Raw genomic sequence first — 14791 nt, forward strand, 5'->3', positions numbered from 1 at the left:
ATTTCATAAACTGAATGGAGTACGAAATCATTAGACTTTCAAATGGAATCCGTGTGGTATTCCAATATCAAAATTTGCCGGTAACCCATGTGTGCATGGTCATCAATGCGGGCTCCAGGGACGAATCGGAGGGTAAATTCGGGGTTGCGCATTTTATTGAACATCTTTTATTTAAACGAACTGAGAAACGCTCAACGCAGCAGATTATCGATCATCTGGAGTCTGTCGGTGGTGACCTGAATGCTTACACCACAAAAGAATATACCTGTGTCCATGCATCTGTACTACAGCCGTATCTCAACCGGGCACTGGATCTATTTGAAGATATTTTCTTTCATTCTACTTTTCCCGAAGTGGAAATGGATAAAGAAAAATCAGTTATCGTTGATGAAATGGCTTCTTATCTGGATAGCCCGGAAGAATCCATCGTCGATGATTTTGAGGATCTCGTGTTTAAAGACTCTGGTTTAGGGCACAATATATTGGGACTTGAAGATCAGCTTTTAGCCTTGCAGAAGAATGATATTACAGACTTTATGCGCTCAAACTACGATACGCATGAGATGGTGATCGGTATTACAGGTAATTACAGTCTAAAAGAGGTCGAGAAGTTGTTGCATAAGGTCTTTGGAGGGATAGGACAACATGCAATTTCACGTTCCAGAAATGATGTAAAACCAATTACTGCGCAGCATCTTGAAGTCCCCAAGCCCATTAATCAGGTGCATTATATGCTCGGGTCATTGGCTTACGACTACCGTGATGAGCGCAAAACGGGCCTGTTGCTTTTGAATAATATGTTGGGAGGGATGGGAATGGGGTCGATCCTCAACCTTTCTATTCGGGAAAAATACGGGATTGCCTATACCATCGAATCCAATTACACGATCTTTTCAGATACAGGATTATTTAGCATCTATCTAGGGACCGATGAGGAAAAGGTTGAAAAAGCTAAAAAGCTCGTATTTAAAGAGCTACATAAAATGTGTGAGCAGCCACTTTCCGAAATCAAATTGAAGAAAGCAAAGCAGAAATTTATTGGCCAAATTGCCCTGACGGAAGAAAATAGAATGAGCATGATTATTTCGGCGGCGAAGAATGTGATGGATTATGACCGTGTTATCTTATTGAATGAGGTAATCGAGAAAATACAACATTTAGATCGCACAAATCTTTTGGCGATTGCACAAGACGTGTTTGATCCCCGGAAGATGCTGTCGTTGAGTTTTGTTCCGGAAGATTAATATTTGATAGAATTCTATATATTTGCGGTTACAGTAGTTCTTAAAATATGAAACCGAGCTTGCGAGCTCTCATCAGCCATTAAAGAAAAATATAACAGATGAAAACAGCATATGTATTTCCTGGTCAAGGAGCCCAATTTGTTGGGATGGGGCAAGACCTGTATAATTTAAATGAAGAAACAAAAGCTTTATTCGAGAAAGCAAATGATATTTTGGGATTTCGTATCACGGATACTATGTTTTCCGGTACGGATGAAGAATTGAAACAGACCAATGTAACGCAACCTGCGATTTTTTTGCATTCTGTTATTTTGGCGAAGGCATTAGGCGATTCTTTCCAGCCAGACATGGTTGCAGGACATTCCTTGGGTGAGTTTTCGGCATTGGTGGCAGCTGGTGCTTTAAGTTTCGAAGATGGATTGAAATTGGTATCCCAGCGTGCAAATGCCATGCAAAAAGCTTGTGAATTGCAACCTTCAACAATGGCGGCAATTTTAGGATTGGAAGACGCCATCGTAGAAGAGATTTGTGCTAAAGTGGATGATGTTGTTGTTGCAGCGAACTACAATTGTCCGGGACAATTGGTGATCTCAGGATCAATCGAAGGTGTAGATAAAGCCTGTGCCTTATTGACTGAGGCTGGAGCGAAGAGAGCACTAAAATTAAATGTTGGTGGTGCATTCCACTCTCCCTTGATGGAATCCGCTAAAGTGGAATTGCAAGCAGCGATTGAAGCTACGGATATTCTATCTCCGAGATGTCCAATTTATCAGAATATTGATGCGCAGCCACAAACGGAACCTGCTATTATTAAGCAAAATTTGATCGCACAGTTGACTGGGGCTGTTCGTTGGACACAGACTGTACAAAATATGCTCGCGGATGGTGCCACAGCATTTGTGGAAGTTGGTCCGGGAAATGTCTTGCAAGGTTTAGTAAAAAAAGTAGATCGTCAGGTATCAACTTCAGCAGCTTCTGTAACAGCTTAATAATTTGTCGTAACTAAAAATTTAAAGGGGCAGTTCACCAACTGGCCCTTTTTTTATATTTAAAAGCCAACAGCACTTTCTTGATAAAATGTAGATTAAAGGAACATCAATAGCTGACTTTTGACGGTGCTCGTACGGTTCTTCTTCGGTGATTGTACGGTGCTGGTTCGGTCATGAGCGTATAAGATCCGTATTATATCCGATTAATATTCGTCTCTTAACCAGGTATTAGCAGAACTTAATAAGGTATTGTGGGGCTATTTGTCCTTAAACATGCTATAGTGATCTTTCATGACTTGTAGAACGAAATCATTCGGGGTCATCTTTTCGGGATGTTTAACCTCCATAATTGTTTCTAAACGTTGAACCAGGGCGGTCAGTATGCCTACATCCCGTCTGTCAAATGCAGTTTGATAAACATCTTTGATCACATTAGCGTCTTTGTCGCTTAACTTGATGACCTGAGGAAACAAAATAGGATGATTTTCAAAAGTTTCCTCATAGATGGTATCGCTGAGCTTCAGACCGGGTTTCAAACTAATGACAGATGTTTCTCCGGCAATATCCCCAATACGCTGACCATGTTTGGAGAGGACAATTGAGGTAATTGCAATACCGCCCATTGTCATCCATATATCGACGATTGATAAGGTCCAGCGGGATAGGTATTGATAAAAATCAGCGCGTGAACCATCAAGCTTCACCACTTTAATTTTCATAATCTTTTTACCGATAGTTTGTCCGCCGAATGCTGTTTCAGTAATTAAGGTATAAAAAAATGCGGGTAATGTCATTCCCATTATAATACCATAGAAAAGATAGGGGTCGCTGCTTGTGATATTTAATGCATCCAACAGAAACATACAAAAGAAAAAGTAACAGACAATAATAAAGTAATCAATGGCAAATGCGATCATCCTCGAACCTAGGCTAGCAAGATTATACTGGATTTTTACATTTTGTGCTGTGTTTATCTCAAGCTTATTCATATATTTGGTTTAGCCAGTTAAAAAAATTAATGAGAGAAGCATCATTTGTAGAACGAAATAAAGAAAAATGGACGTTAATTGAAAATAATTTGTCAATTAACATACAGGTAGACCCAGATGAATTGGCATCGAACTATATTGAGCTAACAAATGATCTGGCTTATGCGCAGACATTTTATCCCAATAGTAAGGTACGAAATTATTTAAATGAACTTGCTGTAACTGCACATCAAAAAATCTATAAGGATCGAAAAGCCTCCAATAGTAAATTCAAGTCTTTTATCAACGAGGAGATTCCACAGGCAATTTGGTCAATTCGTAGGCAGCTTTTTTATTCCCTATTGATTTTTGTTCTTGCATCAGCGATTGGCTTCCTTTCGGCGATGTACGATATAGATTTTATTCGGCTTATTTTGGGAGATTTTTATGTAGATTCCACCATAGAGAGTATTAAAGCAGGCGATCCTGCGGCAGTTTATGGTAAAGGAAGTAATTTTGGATCAGCGATCTGGATTACAATCAATAATGTCCGTGTGGCTTTTATGGCTTTTGCTTTTGGGCTATTTTTGAGCATTGGTACGGGCTATATATTGTTTAGCAATGGCATTATGTTGGGCGCTTTCCATCAGATGTTTTTTCAATATGGTGTGATGGGAAAGGCTATGTCGGCGATCTGGATCCATGGCACGATTGAAATTTCTGTGATTATTGTCGCTGGAGGATGTGGGCTTGCAATCGGAAATAGCATTTTGTTTCCCAAATCTTATACCCGGATGGCTTCTTTTGTTCAGACAGCAAAGACAGCCATGAAAGTATTGGTCAGTACGGTACCATTTTTTATCGTCGCTGGTACATTAGAAGGTTTTGTAACAAGATATTATAATGTATCTGTTTGGCTCAGTCTATTCATCATACTCCTGTCATTGCTGGCAATACTATTTTTTTATGTTATTAACCCCTATCGATTAGCAAAACGATTTCAATGGAAGTAGATTTTGAATTTCAGAAAGAACGAAAGATAGGCGATTTTGTCCAGAGCTTTATTGATCTTTTCAAATTGATCTATAAACATTTCGTGACGACCATATTTGGGTTGTCTGTATTACCGCTAGCAGCAATAGCGTTGGTATACTATTTCCTTTCTACAAAAATTACGTTCTCTGCACACAGTAGTTCATTTGAAGATATTGATGGATTTACCTGGGCGGCATTACTGATCATGGCCCTAATTGCGCTGGGATTATACGTATATGGAATTTCTATCGAATACTTTATTCTGCTGAAAGAACGTAAAAACACATTGTTCACAGGAAAGGAGGTCCTACGAAATTTTAGGACAAATATAGGCAAGTATTTTATGTTCTTATTTGCGATGATCTTGGCTTTGATCGTTGTTTTTATACCTCTCGCCATCGTTGCGGTAATCTCGGCATTTATCCCGTTTATCGGAAGCTTTGCAATTGGTATATTAATGTCAATGGTAGGAATTTGGTTATTTAGTTCGTTTTTATTTTATCGTGAAGGTTATTCAGATTTGGGGAGCTGTTTTACAGATGCTTATGTTATGCTGAGCAAAAAATTGATCCAATATGGTGTAGCGACATATATCGTCAATTTTATTTTCCAGATGGCTGTTATGATGATCTCTGTAATTCCTTTAATAATTGTTTCGCTGATATCTTACAATTTTTTGGGGATGGAAGCTGCCTTCTTTGATTCATCCTGGGGTAAATTACTGATGACTTTGGGCGGGATGTTTATTACCCTATTTACATTATTTTTATATATGTCCGGTGTCTTGGCCAACGGCATAATTTACGAAACGGCCAAGGATCTCAAATTCGGGGAACGCATTTATGGGATGATTGATCAGATTGGAGGTGGAAATGAATAGGCTACTATTCTTTTTTTCCTTTGTATACATGCTTTCATTAAGCGCCTGTGACCCCAAACCGCAGACTGAGGATTCGGAAACGTATACAGCAGACTCGGTGGCTGTGGATTCTGCCGCCCTCACCATAGATTCTGCTACGGTGGATTCCGTTACGATGGCTAAAGCAGCGGATAGTAAAGATGACCTTTGGGATCCGCATTTATTTGATTCTATTCCTAAATATAGCCAAGAACGCGCTTTTAAGATGGATCCCTATCCGGAAATTATCAGGCGATATGAGCGTGATGATTTTGTGTATTCTGAGAATATCAAAGATAAAATAAGTGTATTGCAACGTATCTTACAACGTATTTCGGAATGGCTTGGGGATATCATGCCGGATAATCCGTATAAATTTAACAAAGAATTTGGTTATGTATTTGCCTTCTTGGCGTTAATAGCACTGGCTTTTGTACTCTATAAGGTATTATACAATAAAAACCAGTATTTCATTAAACATGAGCAGGAAGCAGACGATTTGGATACATTGGCATATGTGGAAAGAAATTTGATGAACAGCGATCTCAGTCAGTATATTAGGGATGCTGTCGCGCAAAAAAATTATGCACTGGGAATTCGTTACCTACAATTATTGAATATTCAAAAGCTGGCACAAGCAGGTTATATTAAATGGAAGCATAGTAAAACAAATGCAGAATTTGCGAATGAGGTCCAAGATAAGAATTTGCGTGCGGGCTTCGAGGAATGTACCCGGGTATTTGACTACGTTTGGTTTGGACAATTTGAATTAAAAGAGTCCGACTTTAGTCATTATGAACAACTGTTTAACCAATATCAAAATCAAATTAAATGAAAGGGTCAGTAAAATTTGGATTGATATTGCTGGGAGCTGTTTTGCTACTGATTGGCGTCATCGATATGACGAGTAAGAAACCGATTATTTGGGATCGAACTTTCGATGCAAAAGATAAAAATCCTTTTGGAGCCTATGTGCTCCGGCAAGAATTAAAGCATATAATTGATCAGCGCAATGTCGATGTCAAGCGCCCGCTCTATGAATACCTGGATAGTACACAGGGAACCGCAATGAATCTGCTGTTTTATACCTCGTATTTTTCCTTGGGTGAAGCCGCGGGCAATAAATTACTTGACTATGTGTCCCAAGGGGGAAAAGCAATGATTATTGCGGAAACAATTGACTATACTCTTTTGGATTCCCTAAACATAAAAGTGAAGGATTTTTATGGCTACAAGAAAGGTGTTGATATTAAAAGTCATTTAAGGGTGAAGCTGACCAACGATAATACTAAAATTCATTATGCTAAATCGGACTTAAGTGAGGTTTTTAGTAAATTGCCAAAAAATGCGACTATTCTAGGGGGAATCACTTATCAAGATTATTTATTACCTAATTTCGTCGAAGTGAGGGTTGGTAAAGGTCGGCTTTACCTACATTTGACCCCCGATTTATTTGGCAATTATTATTTACTGAACTCAGCTTCTCAATATGCTTATGCCGCCAAAGCATTGTCATACTTAAACGATAAACCGATTGCTTGGTATGATTTCAAGGCGAATATAGATCAATATCGCACTCCATTGCGGGTTTTATTGACCAATGAGGGGTTACGGCAAGCTTGGTATGTGCTATTGGGGGGACTTATTCTTTTACTTGTGTTTAAGAGTAAAAGAGAACAGCGTGCGGTGGCGATTGTCAAACCGGAGCCGAATCTTTCCAAAGAATTTTGTGAAACAATTGCGACCTTATATTATGAAAACGGCACGCCGGGCAATATGGTTGATAAAAAAATAGATTATTTCCTGCACGACCTTCGGAGCCGTTTTCATATGGATACACTGGAGTTAAGAGAAAATGGGTTCTGTGAAGAATTGGCTGAGCGGTCAGGTGTTCCACTTACTGAAACACAACAGCTCATTGGGTTAATAATTCGAATGCAGGGAACACAAGTGCACGACTTGACCGAATTAAGACAGATCAATGAAATTATAGAAGATTTTAAACATAAAGCAAAAATGATATGAGTGACTTCGATAAATATATATCTTTTGAAAACCGAATTGATATATCGGGTTTATATGAAAAAATGACTCAGGTAAAGTCGGAGGTAAAAAAAGTTATTGTAGGACAGGATCAATTGATTGATATGTTATTGATTTCGATTTTGGCATCCGGACACTCTTTAATAGAAGGATTACCGGGTGTTGCGAAGACTTTATCTGCAAAATTAATTGCCAAGACAATCAGTAGTGACTTTAAACGGATTCAGTTCACCCCAGATTTGATGCCTTCAGACGTGACCGGGTCATCTATTCTGGATCTAAAGAGCAATGAATTTGAATTTCGCAAAGGGCCGATTTTCGCTAATATTGTTTTGATTGACGAGATCAACCGTGCTCCTGCGAAAACGCAGGCCGCGCTTTTTGAAAGTATGGCAGAGCATCAGGTTTCGGTCGATGGAAATACCTATCTCTTGCCTGTTCCATTTATAGTTTTCGCTACGCAAAATCCCATCGAGCACGAAGGAACTTATCGTTTGCCTGAGGCGCAGTTGGACCGTTTCCTTTTTAAGATCAATGTGGATTATCCGGAACTTGAGCACGAATTGGAAATTTTGAAGGAGCATCATGCACAAAAAGCATCAAACAAAGAGGATCAAGTTGGCAGTGTGGTTTCGGCGGAAGAGATTTTCTCTTTTCAGCGTCTGATCAAATCAATTTTTGTACATGACGAACTGCTAAATTATATTGCTCAGGTGATCATAAAAACACGTACCAATCCGAGCTTAACTTTGGGGGCCTCACCGAGGGCTTCTATTGCGCTGCTGGAGTCGTCCAAAGCATCTGCGGCGTTGAGCGGACGAGATTTTGTGACGCCCGAGGATATTCGAAGAGTGGCTGCTGCGGTATTAGGTCATCGGGTCATGTTGACTCCTGAGCGAGAAATGGAAGGCTTTACAACGGCTTATGTTATAGATCAAATCATTAATTCGGTAGAAATTCCAAGATAATGGGGAAAATAAAGCAGCTCTTTCTGACCAATCAGTTTTTCTATTCCTTGTTGGGAATAGCGACGTTCTTTGCGATTTCTTTTTTTATGAAGGGATTGTTTACTGTTGCATGGATTGTGTTTTGGCTGTGGCTGGCGGTATTGATTTTTGATTTCATTGTATTATTCTCAGGCAAAGGACGTGTCGAAATCACAAGGATATATCCTGAGAAATTATCCAACGGCGATGAAAATCCGATGAAATTAATGATCAATTCCTTTTACCCGTTTCCTACTTCCATCGAAATCTTGGAAGAATTTCCGATACAGTTGCAGATACGGAACAATGAATATTTTACCCGTTTGTCCGCATATCAAAGCACTGAAATTTCTTATTTGATGCGACCAACGCAAAGAGGTATATATGAGTTTGGCAGATGTATCGCACTGGTGAAGCGGTTTGGGTTCTTTAAAAGAAGGTTTTTGACCAATCAGGCGCAGCAGATCCCCTGTTATCCGTCATATATTCAATTGAGGAAGTATCAGCTTTTGGCGACGAGCAATAGACTTAATGAATTGGGAATAAAACGTATCCGTCGCATTGGCTCGGCCATGGAGTTTGATCACGTCAGGGAATATGTTCAGGGGGATGATTATCGACACATGAACTGGAAGGCTACTGCGAAGATCAAAAAATTAATGGTCAATCAATATGAAGAGGAAAAATCACAACCGATCTATTCATTTATAGATTTGGGGCGAGCTATGCGAATGCCTTTTGATGGTCTCACATTACTGGATTATGCAATCAATGCATCATTGGTTCTTTCAAATGCGACAATATTAAAGCAGGACCGTGCTGGATTGTTGACTTTTTCGAAAGAGGTGAATGTGTTTATACCTGCCGAAAAGAGAAATAACCAAATGCTCAAGATTTCGGAAGCACTATATCAAGTGACCACAAACTTTGAGGAACCTGAATATGGCAAACTCTATAGTTATGCAAAAGCGCATATCAATAAGCGCTCGCTAATCTTTCTCTATACAAATTTTGAGACATTAGACTCTTTAAGAAGGCAGATGAATTACCTTTCTATGTTAAACCGGAGTCATATCATTGTTGTCATTGTCTTCAAAAATGTTGAAGTAGAAGATTTAGCCAAAAGTGCTCCGAAAAAGACCATTGAGATCTATAACCAGATCATTGCTGAGAAATTTATCTACGAGAAACAGCTTATAGTGCAAGAGCTCATCCGCAATGGATTTCAGACGATCTATACTGCACCCGAAAATTTAACGATCAACTCAATCAATAAATATTTGGAAATAAAAGCACGCGGACTTATTTAATGATGGAAGTATCTTTGACCATGACTTTCGTCCAAAAATGCTGATATTTTTCGATCGCTTTCAGGTGGATCGGGTGTGTTTCGTATACAGTGATATCTTTAAGGTCCTTGAATGTGACAATCAATGTATAGTCAAAGCTATTATCAACGACTGCTCGCGCATTTGTCGGTGCTGGAATGCCATAATTGAGCGTTTTGATCGTATCAATTTTGCGGAGTTCTTCAAAGAAACCGACAAAATCCTTTTTATCTTTTTCACTGATATCTTCCTTCAGCCAAAAATTAACAACATGAATAATTGTGCTGGGGTGTAGGTCATTATCTGACTGCGCCGGATTTGCCCATGTGGGTGCGGTGACGAGCACCATAGGTGCAAGTAAAAAATTGCGTCTTTTCATTGATGATACGGTTTAGAACCATTAAGGTACAAAAAAAGAGATACATTTCTTGCATCCCTTTTTTTATTTTAGTAGCTAGTCCTTATAGACCGAACTCTTCTTTTACTTTTTCGATGTAGTCCAATTTTTCCCAAGTGAATAATTCGACCTCGATTTGTTTCTTTTCTCCAGTGGAACTTTCAAATTCTTTCGTTACTTTTCTTGGAGTTCGTCCCATGTGACCATATGCTGCAGTCTCGGAATAGATTGGATTTCTTAAACCAAGACGAGTCTCGATACCATAAGGAGTCATATCAAATAGATGCGCTATTTTATCAGCGATCTGACCGTCTGTGAGATTTACTTTGCTTGTGCCATAGGTGTTCACATAAATACCCATTGGGTCTTTTACGCCAATTGCGTAGGAGATCTGAACAAGGATTTCGTCCGCTACACCTGCCGCAACTAGGTTTTTGGCAATATGACGGGTCGCATATGCTGCTGAGCGATCCACTTTTGACGGATCTTTTCCTGAAAAGGCACCGCCACCATGGGCACCTTTGCCTCCGTACGTATCAACAATGATCTTCCGGCCAGTAAGCCCTGTATCGCCATGTGGCCCCCCGATAACAAACTTACCTGTGGGATTGATATGGAATTTAATCTCATCATTGAATAACAGCTGAAGCTCTGGCTTCAATTGTGCCTTTACGCGAGGGATTAAGATTGTTTTGATATCCTGCGTAATCTTGTCCAACATGACCGGTTCGGTGTCGAAGTCATCATGCTGTGTAGAAATTACAATGGTGTCAATTCTTTTTGGTTTGTGGTCATCACCATATTCCAAGGTTACTTGTGACTTGGCATCCGGACGTAAATACTGTATTTCATTGTTTTCCCGACGCAGCTCTGCTAGCTCATATAAAAGGCGGTGGGAAAGATCCAAGGCTAAGGGCATGAAGTTGTCCGTTTCATTGTTGGCATAACCAAACATGATGCCTTGATCACCAGCTCCCTGCTCTTGTCTTGTTTTGCGGTCCACACCCTGATTGATATCTGCAGATTGCTCATGGATTGCAGATAACACACCACAAGAATTTGCTTCAAACATATATTCAGACTTTGTGTAGCCAATTTTTTGGATAACAGAGCGGGCTATTTTCTGCACATCTAAGTAGATGTTCGATTTAACTTCACCAGCGAGAACGACCTGTCCAGTCGTTACCAAAGTCTCAATAGCAACACGTGAATCTTCATCCCATGCTAAAAAATTGTCTATTAATGCATCTGAAATTTGGTCCGCTACTTTGTCCGGATGCCCTTCAGAAACAGATTCTGACGTAAATAAATAAGCCATGCCTTACGTAATTTTAATATTGGATTTGCGCTAGAAATGAAATAACAGCAAAGTGATAAGAGCCGTGATAGCGAAGGGTTTTTAGCACTTTTTTACTGTGGTTGCAATCTCCTTGTCGTTGCTTTGTGTAGGCAACAGCACGCAAATCAGTCCACATTCTATTTTTTGTTGCGACAAAGCTACAATACTTTGTGGGATATTTAAAATCAAATTTGTCTTTTAATTTTAAAAGACTTAAAAAGCGACGCTAAAACGGTACAAAGATTACATTATTTTAAGAAATTGGTAATTTCCGTTATCTTTGGATATGTCAGAACGTAAACAAATATTGTTTGTTATTAACCCTATTTCAGGAGGAAAACGTAAAACGTCCTTTAAAAAGCAGGTATTGGATGTGCTGGATTTGCAGAAATTTGATCCTACATTTCAGCAAACTGCAAGACCCAACCACGCTTATGAAATCGGTTTGCAGGCCGTTCAGGAAGGATACGATGCGGTGATCGCAGTGGGTGGTGATGGAACGATCAACGAGCTGGGGTCTGCTTTAGTCGGTTCAGGCATACCCTTGGGTATTATTCCGGAAGGATCTGGTAATGGTCTGGCACTCTACTTAGGTATCCCGATGAATGAAGCTGCGGCTATCCGCCGTATAAACCGTTTTGAATCTATAGAAGTTGATTGTGGTGTTATCAATGACCGACGTTTTTTTAATATAGCGGGACTCGGATTTGATGCATCGGTGAGTGAAAATTTTGCCAACGAAAATATTCGCGGTCCATTGGGCTATATGAAATCTGTTTTTAATGTGCTGAGCAAATACCAGCCAGCGCATTATAAATTAACGATAGATGGAAAAGTCTACGAACGACAGGCCTTTATGATCAGTGTCGCCAACTCGCCTCAATATGGGAATAATGCTTATATCGCGCCACAAGCTTCGGTCAACGACGGGATATTGGATGTCTGTATCGTGCATAAGTTCCCTTTATATATCTTACCAAAAATGATTTTTCACCTATTTAATAAATCCGCGGATCAGTCAAGTTATGTGGAGATCATTCCAGGCAAGAATATTGAGATTGAGGTAGATGCGGTGTCACCGGTGCATGTGGATGGAGAACCCCTAGAACTTGGTGATAAGCTAAATATTTCCATTATGCCAAAGGCGATAAAAATTATTTGTTAAAATCATGAGTAAAAATAAGAAACAGTCTTACGAAGGCGTTGTATATTCAACGGATGATAGTTTTAACTACCAGCTTGCCGATCTTTTCCAGGAAGCGGAGACATTACCTGTCAACCAGCAGAACCTTAAAGTGCAGCTTGACCGCAAAATGCGGAAGGGCAAAGTTGTTACCCTGGTCACGGGTTTTATAGGACAAGCGGAAGATCTGGAGGCCTTGGGTAAATTCCTGAAACAAAAATGTGGAGTGGGGGGCACGGTGAAAGACGGGGAAATTGTTATTCAGGGTGAATTTAAGCAAAAGATCTATGATTTGTTACTTAAGGAAGGGTATCGGGTGAAATTAGTTGGTGGTTAAACAACTATATCTGTGTGAATTATAGCAAATCTAATGGGTTGTTTATTAGGTGAATATGACAAAGAATAAACAGAGTTATTTATCAGAAAACATGAGTAATCACTTACTTTTTGTCGCTTAAAATCCTCGTTTTTCTTGCATATCAAAAAAAAAATGGTTTTCATTGTAAAATAATTATTGCTAATAAGCGATTTAGCTGATGGTAATAAGGATTATATACGGGAACTGCTGAGAAAAATGACACCATTGGTTGGTGTATTCAGTTTGAAAAAACAAATTTGATTTTTTTTATATATTTGAGATGAATATTTTAAATTTGACATTAAATATTAAATTTGCTTTGCAAAATTGACTTCAAAAGCGAATAAGAGTGCATATAATTTAAACAACATTATATATTTAAACAACAGTAAAAAACTAAAAATTAGAAAAATGGCAAACGCACCTAAAACTGCTGCAAAACAAGAGAGCAACAACGGAGGATCTTTCTTTGCTCAAGCTGCAATCATCATCTGTTTCATCGTGGGTTTCTGTGTATGGAAATTTGTGATGGGAAATCCGACTAACTTCGTTGACAACAACCCTGAAAATGCTCCTAACCCAGGTAACTACTTAGGAATGGTTTACCATGCTGGGGCTATCGTACCTGTTTTGCTTGGTTTATTCTTAATGGTTTGGGTTTTCTCCGTAGAACGTTTTATCGTTATCAACAAAGCTTCTGGTACTGGAAACGTTGGAAACTTTGTAAGAAAAATTCAATCTTTGATTAATGGTGGAAACATCGATTCAGCTATCGCTGAGTGTGACAAGCAAAAAGGTTCAGTTGCAAACGTAGTTAAAGCGGGTTTATTGAAATACAAAGCCGTATCAGCTGACGTTAACGTTGACACCGAAAAAGCGACTATCGCAATTCAAAAAGAAATCGAAGAAACTACAGCATTAGAAATGCCAATGTTAGAGAAAAACTTAAACGTAATCGCAACATTAGTTTCTATCGGTACATTATGTGGTCTATTAGGTACAGTAACAGGTATGATCAAAGCCTTCTCGGCGTTGGCAACCGGTGGTGCTCCAGATTCAGCTAAATTAGCAAACGGTATCTCTGAGGCCTTGATCAATACAGCAACAGGTATCGCGACTTCAACATTCGCTATCGTATTGTATAACATCTTTACTGCAAAAATCGATAAATTAACTTACTCTATCGACGAAGCTGGTTTCTCAATCGTACAAACATACGCTGCAAACCACAAATAAGAACTGTGATGAAAATTTTTGATTTTATTTTATGGAAATCAAAAATCTAAAGCATCATAGGATAGAAGATTGAGTTTAATTAATTTAAAAAGAAGAATTTAAAATGGGTAAAGCAAAAGTAAAAAGAGCCAGTACGTCTATCGACATGACAGCGATGTGTGACGTATCGTTCTTGCTGCTTACGTTCTTCGTATTAACGGCGACAGCGCGCCAACCGGAAGCATTGACGGTGGATACCCCAGCATCAACTACGAAAGATAAATTACCTGACTCTAATGTAGGTATGATTACGATCGGTGATGGTGGAAAAGTTTTCTTCGGAACGACGGATCAACAGGTTCGCGTAAAAGCACTAGAAAGAATGTCTGCAAAATACGGCATTGGCTTTTCGCAAGAGGACTACGATCATTTCAAACTGATGGAGAACTTTGGTGTACCAATGTCTAAGTTGAAAGGATTATTGGCTCTGGACGGCAGCAAGCGCACTGAAAAGGGTGTACAAACGGGTATTCCGATTGACAGTACAGAAAATACCTCTAACGAGTTGTACTACTGGGTGCAAAACACACGTTTAGCTGCTGAAGAAGTAAATAAAGAAAAGGAATCATCGGACAGGAACTTTGTTCACCCGGGCCCTTTGAAGATTGCTATCAAAGCTGATGCAAATGAAAAATATCCTTCTGTAAACCAGGTGATCGAAACATTGCGTAATCAAAAGCAAAACAAATTCAGTTTCATCACTGGCATGCGTGCTGAGGAAAAATAATTGACGATTTAATAAGAACAA

15 protein-coding genes are annotated in these 14791 nt (G+C 39.2%); 12 read left to right on the forward strand and 3 right to left on the reverse strand.

The genetic code is table 11. The features are described from left to right. Nucleotides 1-14 precede the first annotated feature (14 nt). Both DCO56_RS14860 and fabD read left to right on the forward strand, forming a co-directional pair. A complete protein-coding gene (locus DCO56_RS14860; RefSeq protein WP_108634580.1) occupies nucleotides 15-1244 on the forward strand; it encodes a M16 family metallopeptidase in 1230 nt (409 codons plus the stop codon). A 98-nt stretch (nucleotides 1245-1342) separates the two neighbouring features. Continuing rightward, nucleotides 1343-2233: an ACP S-malonyltransferase gene (gene fabD / locus DCO56_RS14865; protein ID WP_108634581.1), complete on the forward strand. Its 891-nt coding sequence runs from the start codon at nucleotides 1343-1345 to the stop codon at nucleotides 2231-2233. Between the two features lie 257 nt (nucleotides 2234-2490). Here the strand turns inward: fabD and DCO56_RS14870 are convergent, their stop codons facing one another. Further along, nucleotides 2491-3222 carry an RDD family protein gene (locus DCO56_RS14870; RefSeq protein ID WP_108634582.1) on the reverse strand — a complete coding sequence of 244 codons (732 nt, stop codon included), beginning with the start codon at nucleotides 3220-3222 and terminating at the stop codon, nucleotides 2491-2493. A 29-nt stretch (nucleotides 3223-3251) separates the two neighbouring features. On the opposite strand from DCO56_RS14870, the gene DCO56_RS14875 reads away from it, so the two are divergent. From DCO56_RS14875 to DCO56_RS14900, 6 genes are read left to right on the forward strand one after another with little or no spacing between them, the layout of a single operon-like run. Continuing rightward, on the forward strand, nucleotides 3252-4214 hold the full coding sequence (locus DCO56_RS14875) for a stage II sporulation protein M (protein WP_108634583.1): 963 nt from the start codon (nucleotides 3252-3254) through the stop codon (nucleotides 4212-4214). Then, entirely contained in the window at nucleotides 4205-5116 is a 912-nt protein-coding gene (locus DCO56_RS14880; RefSeq protein WP_108634584.1) for an ABC transporter permease, read from the forward strand. The genes DCO56_RS14875 and DCO56_RS14880 overlap by 10 nt, the downstream gene beginning before the upstream one ends. Before the next feature lie 28 nt (nucleotides 5117-5144). Then, on the forward strand, nucleotides 5145-5969 hold the full coding sequence (locus DCO56_RS14885) for a DUF4129 domain-containing protein (protein WP_181390566.1): 825 nt from the start codon (nucleotides 5145-5147) through the stop codon (nucleotides 5967-5969). After that, a complete protein-coding gene (locus tag DCO56_RS14890; protein WP_108634586.1) occupies nucleotides 5966-7159 on the forward strand; it encodes a DUF4350 domain-containing protein in 1194 nt (397 codons plus the stop codon). Before DCO56_RS14885 ends, DCO56_RS14890 begins: the two co-directional genes overlap by 4 nt. Continuing rightward, nucleotides 7156-8145, forward strand: coding sequence for an AAA family ATPase (locus DCO56_RS14895; protein ID WP_108634587.1), 990 nt, complete (start codon nucleotides 7156-7158; stop codon nucleotides 8143-8145). Before DCO56_RS14890 ends, DCO56_RS14895 begins: the two co-directional genes overlap by 4 nt. Further along, nucleotides 8145-9473 (forward strand): DUF58 domain-containing protein, encoded by a 1329-nt coding sequence (locus tag DCO56_RS14900; protein ID WP_108634588.1) that lies wholly within the window; start codon nucleotides 8145-8147, stop codon nucleotides 9471-9473. The genes DCO56_RS14895 and DCO56_RS14900 overlap by 1 nt, the downstream gene beginning before the upstream one ends. Here the strand turns inward: DCO56_RS14900 and DCO56_RS14905 are convergent. Beyond that, nucleotides 9466-9870, reverse strand: coding sequence for a Dabb family protein (locus DCO56_RS14905; protein WP_206531839.1), 405 nt, complete (start codon nucleotides 9868-9870; stop codon nucleotides 9466-9468). The two genes, DCO56_RS14900 and DCO56_RS14905, sit on opposite strands and share 8 nt — an antisense overlap. An 82-nt stretch (nucleotides 9871-9952) precedes the next feature. Continuing rightward, nucleotides 9953-11206 (reverse strand): methionine adenosyltransferase, encoded by a 1254-nt coding sequence (gene metK / locus DCO56_RS14910; RefSeq protein WP_108634589.1) that lies wholly within the window; start codon nucleotides 11204-11206, stop codon nucleotides 9953-9955. Between the two features lie 307 nt (nucleotides 11207-11513). On the opposite strand from metK, the gene DCO56_RS14915 reads away from it, so the two are divergent. From DCO56_RS14915 to DCO56_RS14930, 4 genes are all read left to right on the forward strand, one after another. Continuing rightward, entirely contained in the window at nucleotides 11514-12392 is an 879-nt protein-coding gene (locus DCO56_RS14915; RefSeq protein WP_108634590.1) for a diacylglycerol/lipid kinase family protein, read from the forward strand. A 4-nt stretch (nucleotides 12393-12396) separates the two neighbouring features. After that, on the forward strand, nucleotides 12397-12747 hold the full coding sequence (locus DCO56_RS14920; protein ID WP_108634591.1) for a translation initiation factor: 351 nt from the start codon (nucleotides 12397-12399) through the stop codon (nucleotides 12745-12747). A gap of 432 nt (nucleotides 12748-13179) precedes the next feature. Then, nucleotides 13180-14004 carry a MotA/TolQ/ExbB proton channel family protein gene (locus DCO56_RS14925; protein ID WP_108634592.1) on the forward strand — a complete coding sequence of 275 codons (825 nt, stop codon included), beginning with the start codon at nucleotides 13180-13182 and terminating at the stop codon, nucleotides 14002-14004. 103 nt (nucleotides 14005-14107) lie between these two features. Continuing rightward, a complete protein-coding gene (locus tag DCO56_RS14930) occupies nucleotides 14108-14770 on the forward strand; it encodes an ExbD/TolR family protein (protein ID WP_108634593.1) in 663 nt (220 codons plus the stop codon). The last annotated feature ends 21 nt before the right edge of the window (nucleotides 14771-14791 follow it).

Origin of the sequence: Sphingobacterium athyrii, from assembly GCF_003071065.1 — a bacterium.
GTDB lineage: Bacteria > Bacteroidota > Bacteroidia > Sphingobacteriales > Sphingobacteriaceae > Sphingobacterium > Sphingobacterium athyrii.

Coding starts and splice junctions, on each gene's coding strand:
- metK (WP_108634589.1), bottom strand. CDS start 11,206: ATGGCTTATTTATTTACGTCAGAATCTGTTTCTGAAGGGCATCCGGAC.
- DCO56_RS14925 (WP_108634592.1), top strand. CDS start 13,180: ATGGCAAACGCACCTAAAACTGCTGCAAAACAAGAGAGCAACAACGGA.
- DCO56_RS14875 (WP_108634583.1), top strand. CDS start 3,252: ATGAGAGAAGCATCATTTGTAGAACGAAATAAAGAAAAATGGACGTTA.
- DCO56_RS14915 (WP_108634590.1), top strand. CDS start 11,514: ATGTCAGAACGTAAACAAATATTGTTTGTTATTAACCCTATTTCAGGA.
- DCO56_RS14890 (WP_108634586.1), top strand. CDS start 5,966: ATGAAAGGGTCAGTAAAATTTGGATTGATATTGCTGGGAGCTGTTTTG.
- DCO56_RS14880 (WP_108634584.1), top strand. CDS start 4,205: ATGGAAGTAGATTTTGAATTTCAGAAAGAACGAAAGATAGGCGATTTT.
- DCO56_RS14905 (WP_206531839.1), bottom strand. CDS start 9,870: ATGAAAAGACGCAATTTTTTACTTGCACCTATGGTGCTCGTCACCGCA.
- DCO56_RS14885 (WP_181390566.1), top strand. CDS start 5,145: ATGCTTTCATTAAGCGCCTGTGACCCCAAACCGCAGACTGAGGATTCG.
- DCO56_RS14860 (WP_108634580.1), top strand. CDS start 15: ATGGAGTACGAAATCATTAGACTTTCAAATGGAATCCGTGTGGTATTC.
- DCO56_RS14920 (WP_108634591.1), top strand. CDS start 12,397: ATGAGTAAAAATAAGAAACAGTCTTACGAAGGCGTTGTATATTCAACG.
- DCO56_RS14900 (WP_108634588.1), top strand. CDS start 8,145: ATGGGGAAAATAAAGCAGCTCTTTCTGACCAATCAGTTTTTCTATTCC.
- DCO56_RS14930 (WP_108634593.1), top strand. CDS start 14,108: ATGGGTAAAGCAAAAGTAAAAAGAGCCAGTACGTCTATCGACATGACA.
- DCO56_RS14895 (WP_108634587.1), top strand. CDS start 7,156: ATGAGTGACTTCGATAAATATATATCTTTTGAAAACCGAATTGATATA.
- DCO56_RS14870 (WP_108634582.1), bottom strand. CDS start 3,222: ATGAATAAGCTTGAGATAAACACAGCACAAAATGTAAAAATCCAGTAT.
- fabD (WP_108634581.1), top strand. CDS start 1,343: ATGAAAACAGCATATGTATTTCCTGGTCAAGGAGCCCAATTTGTTGGG.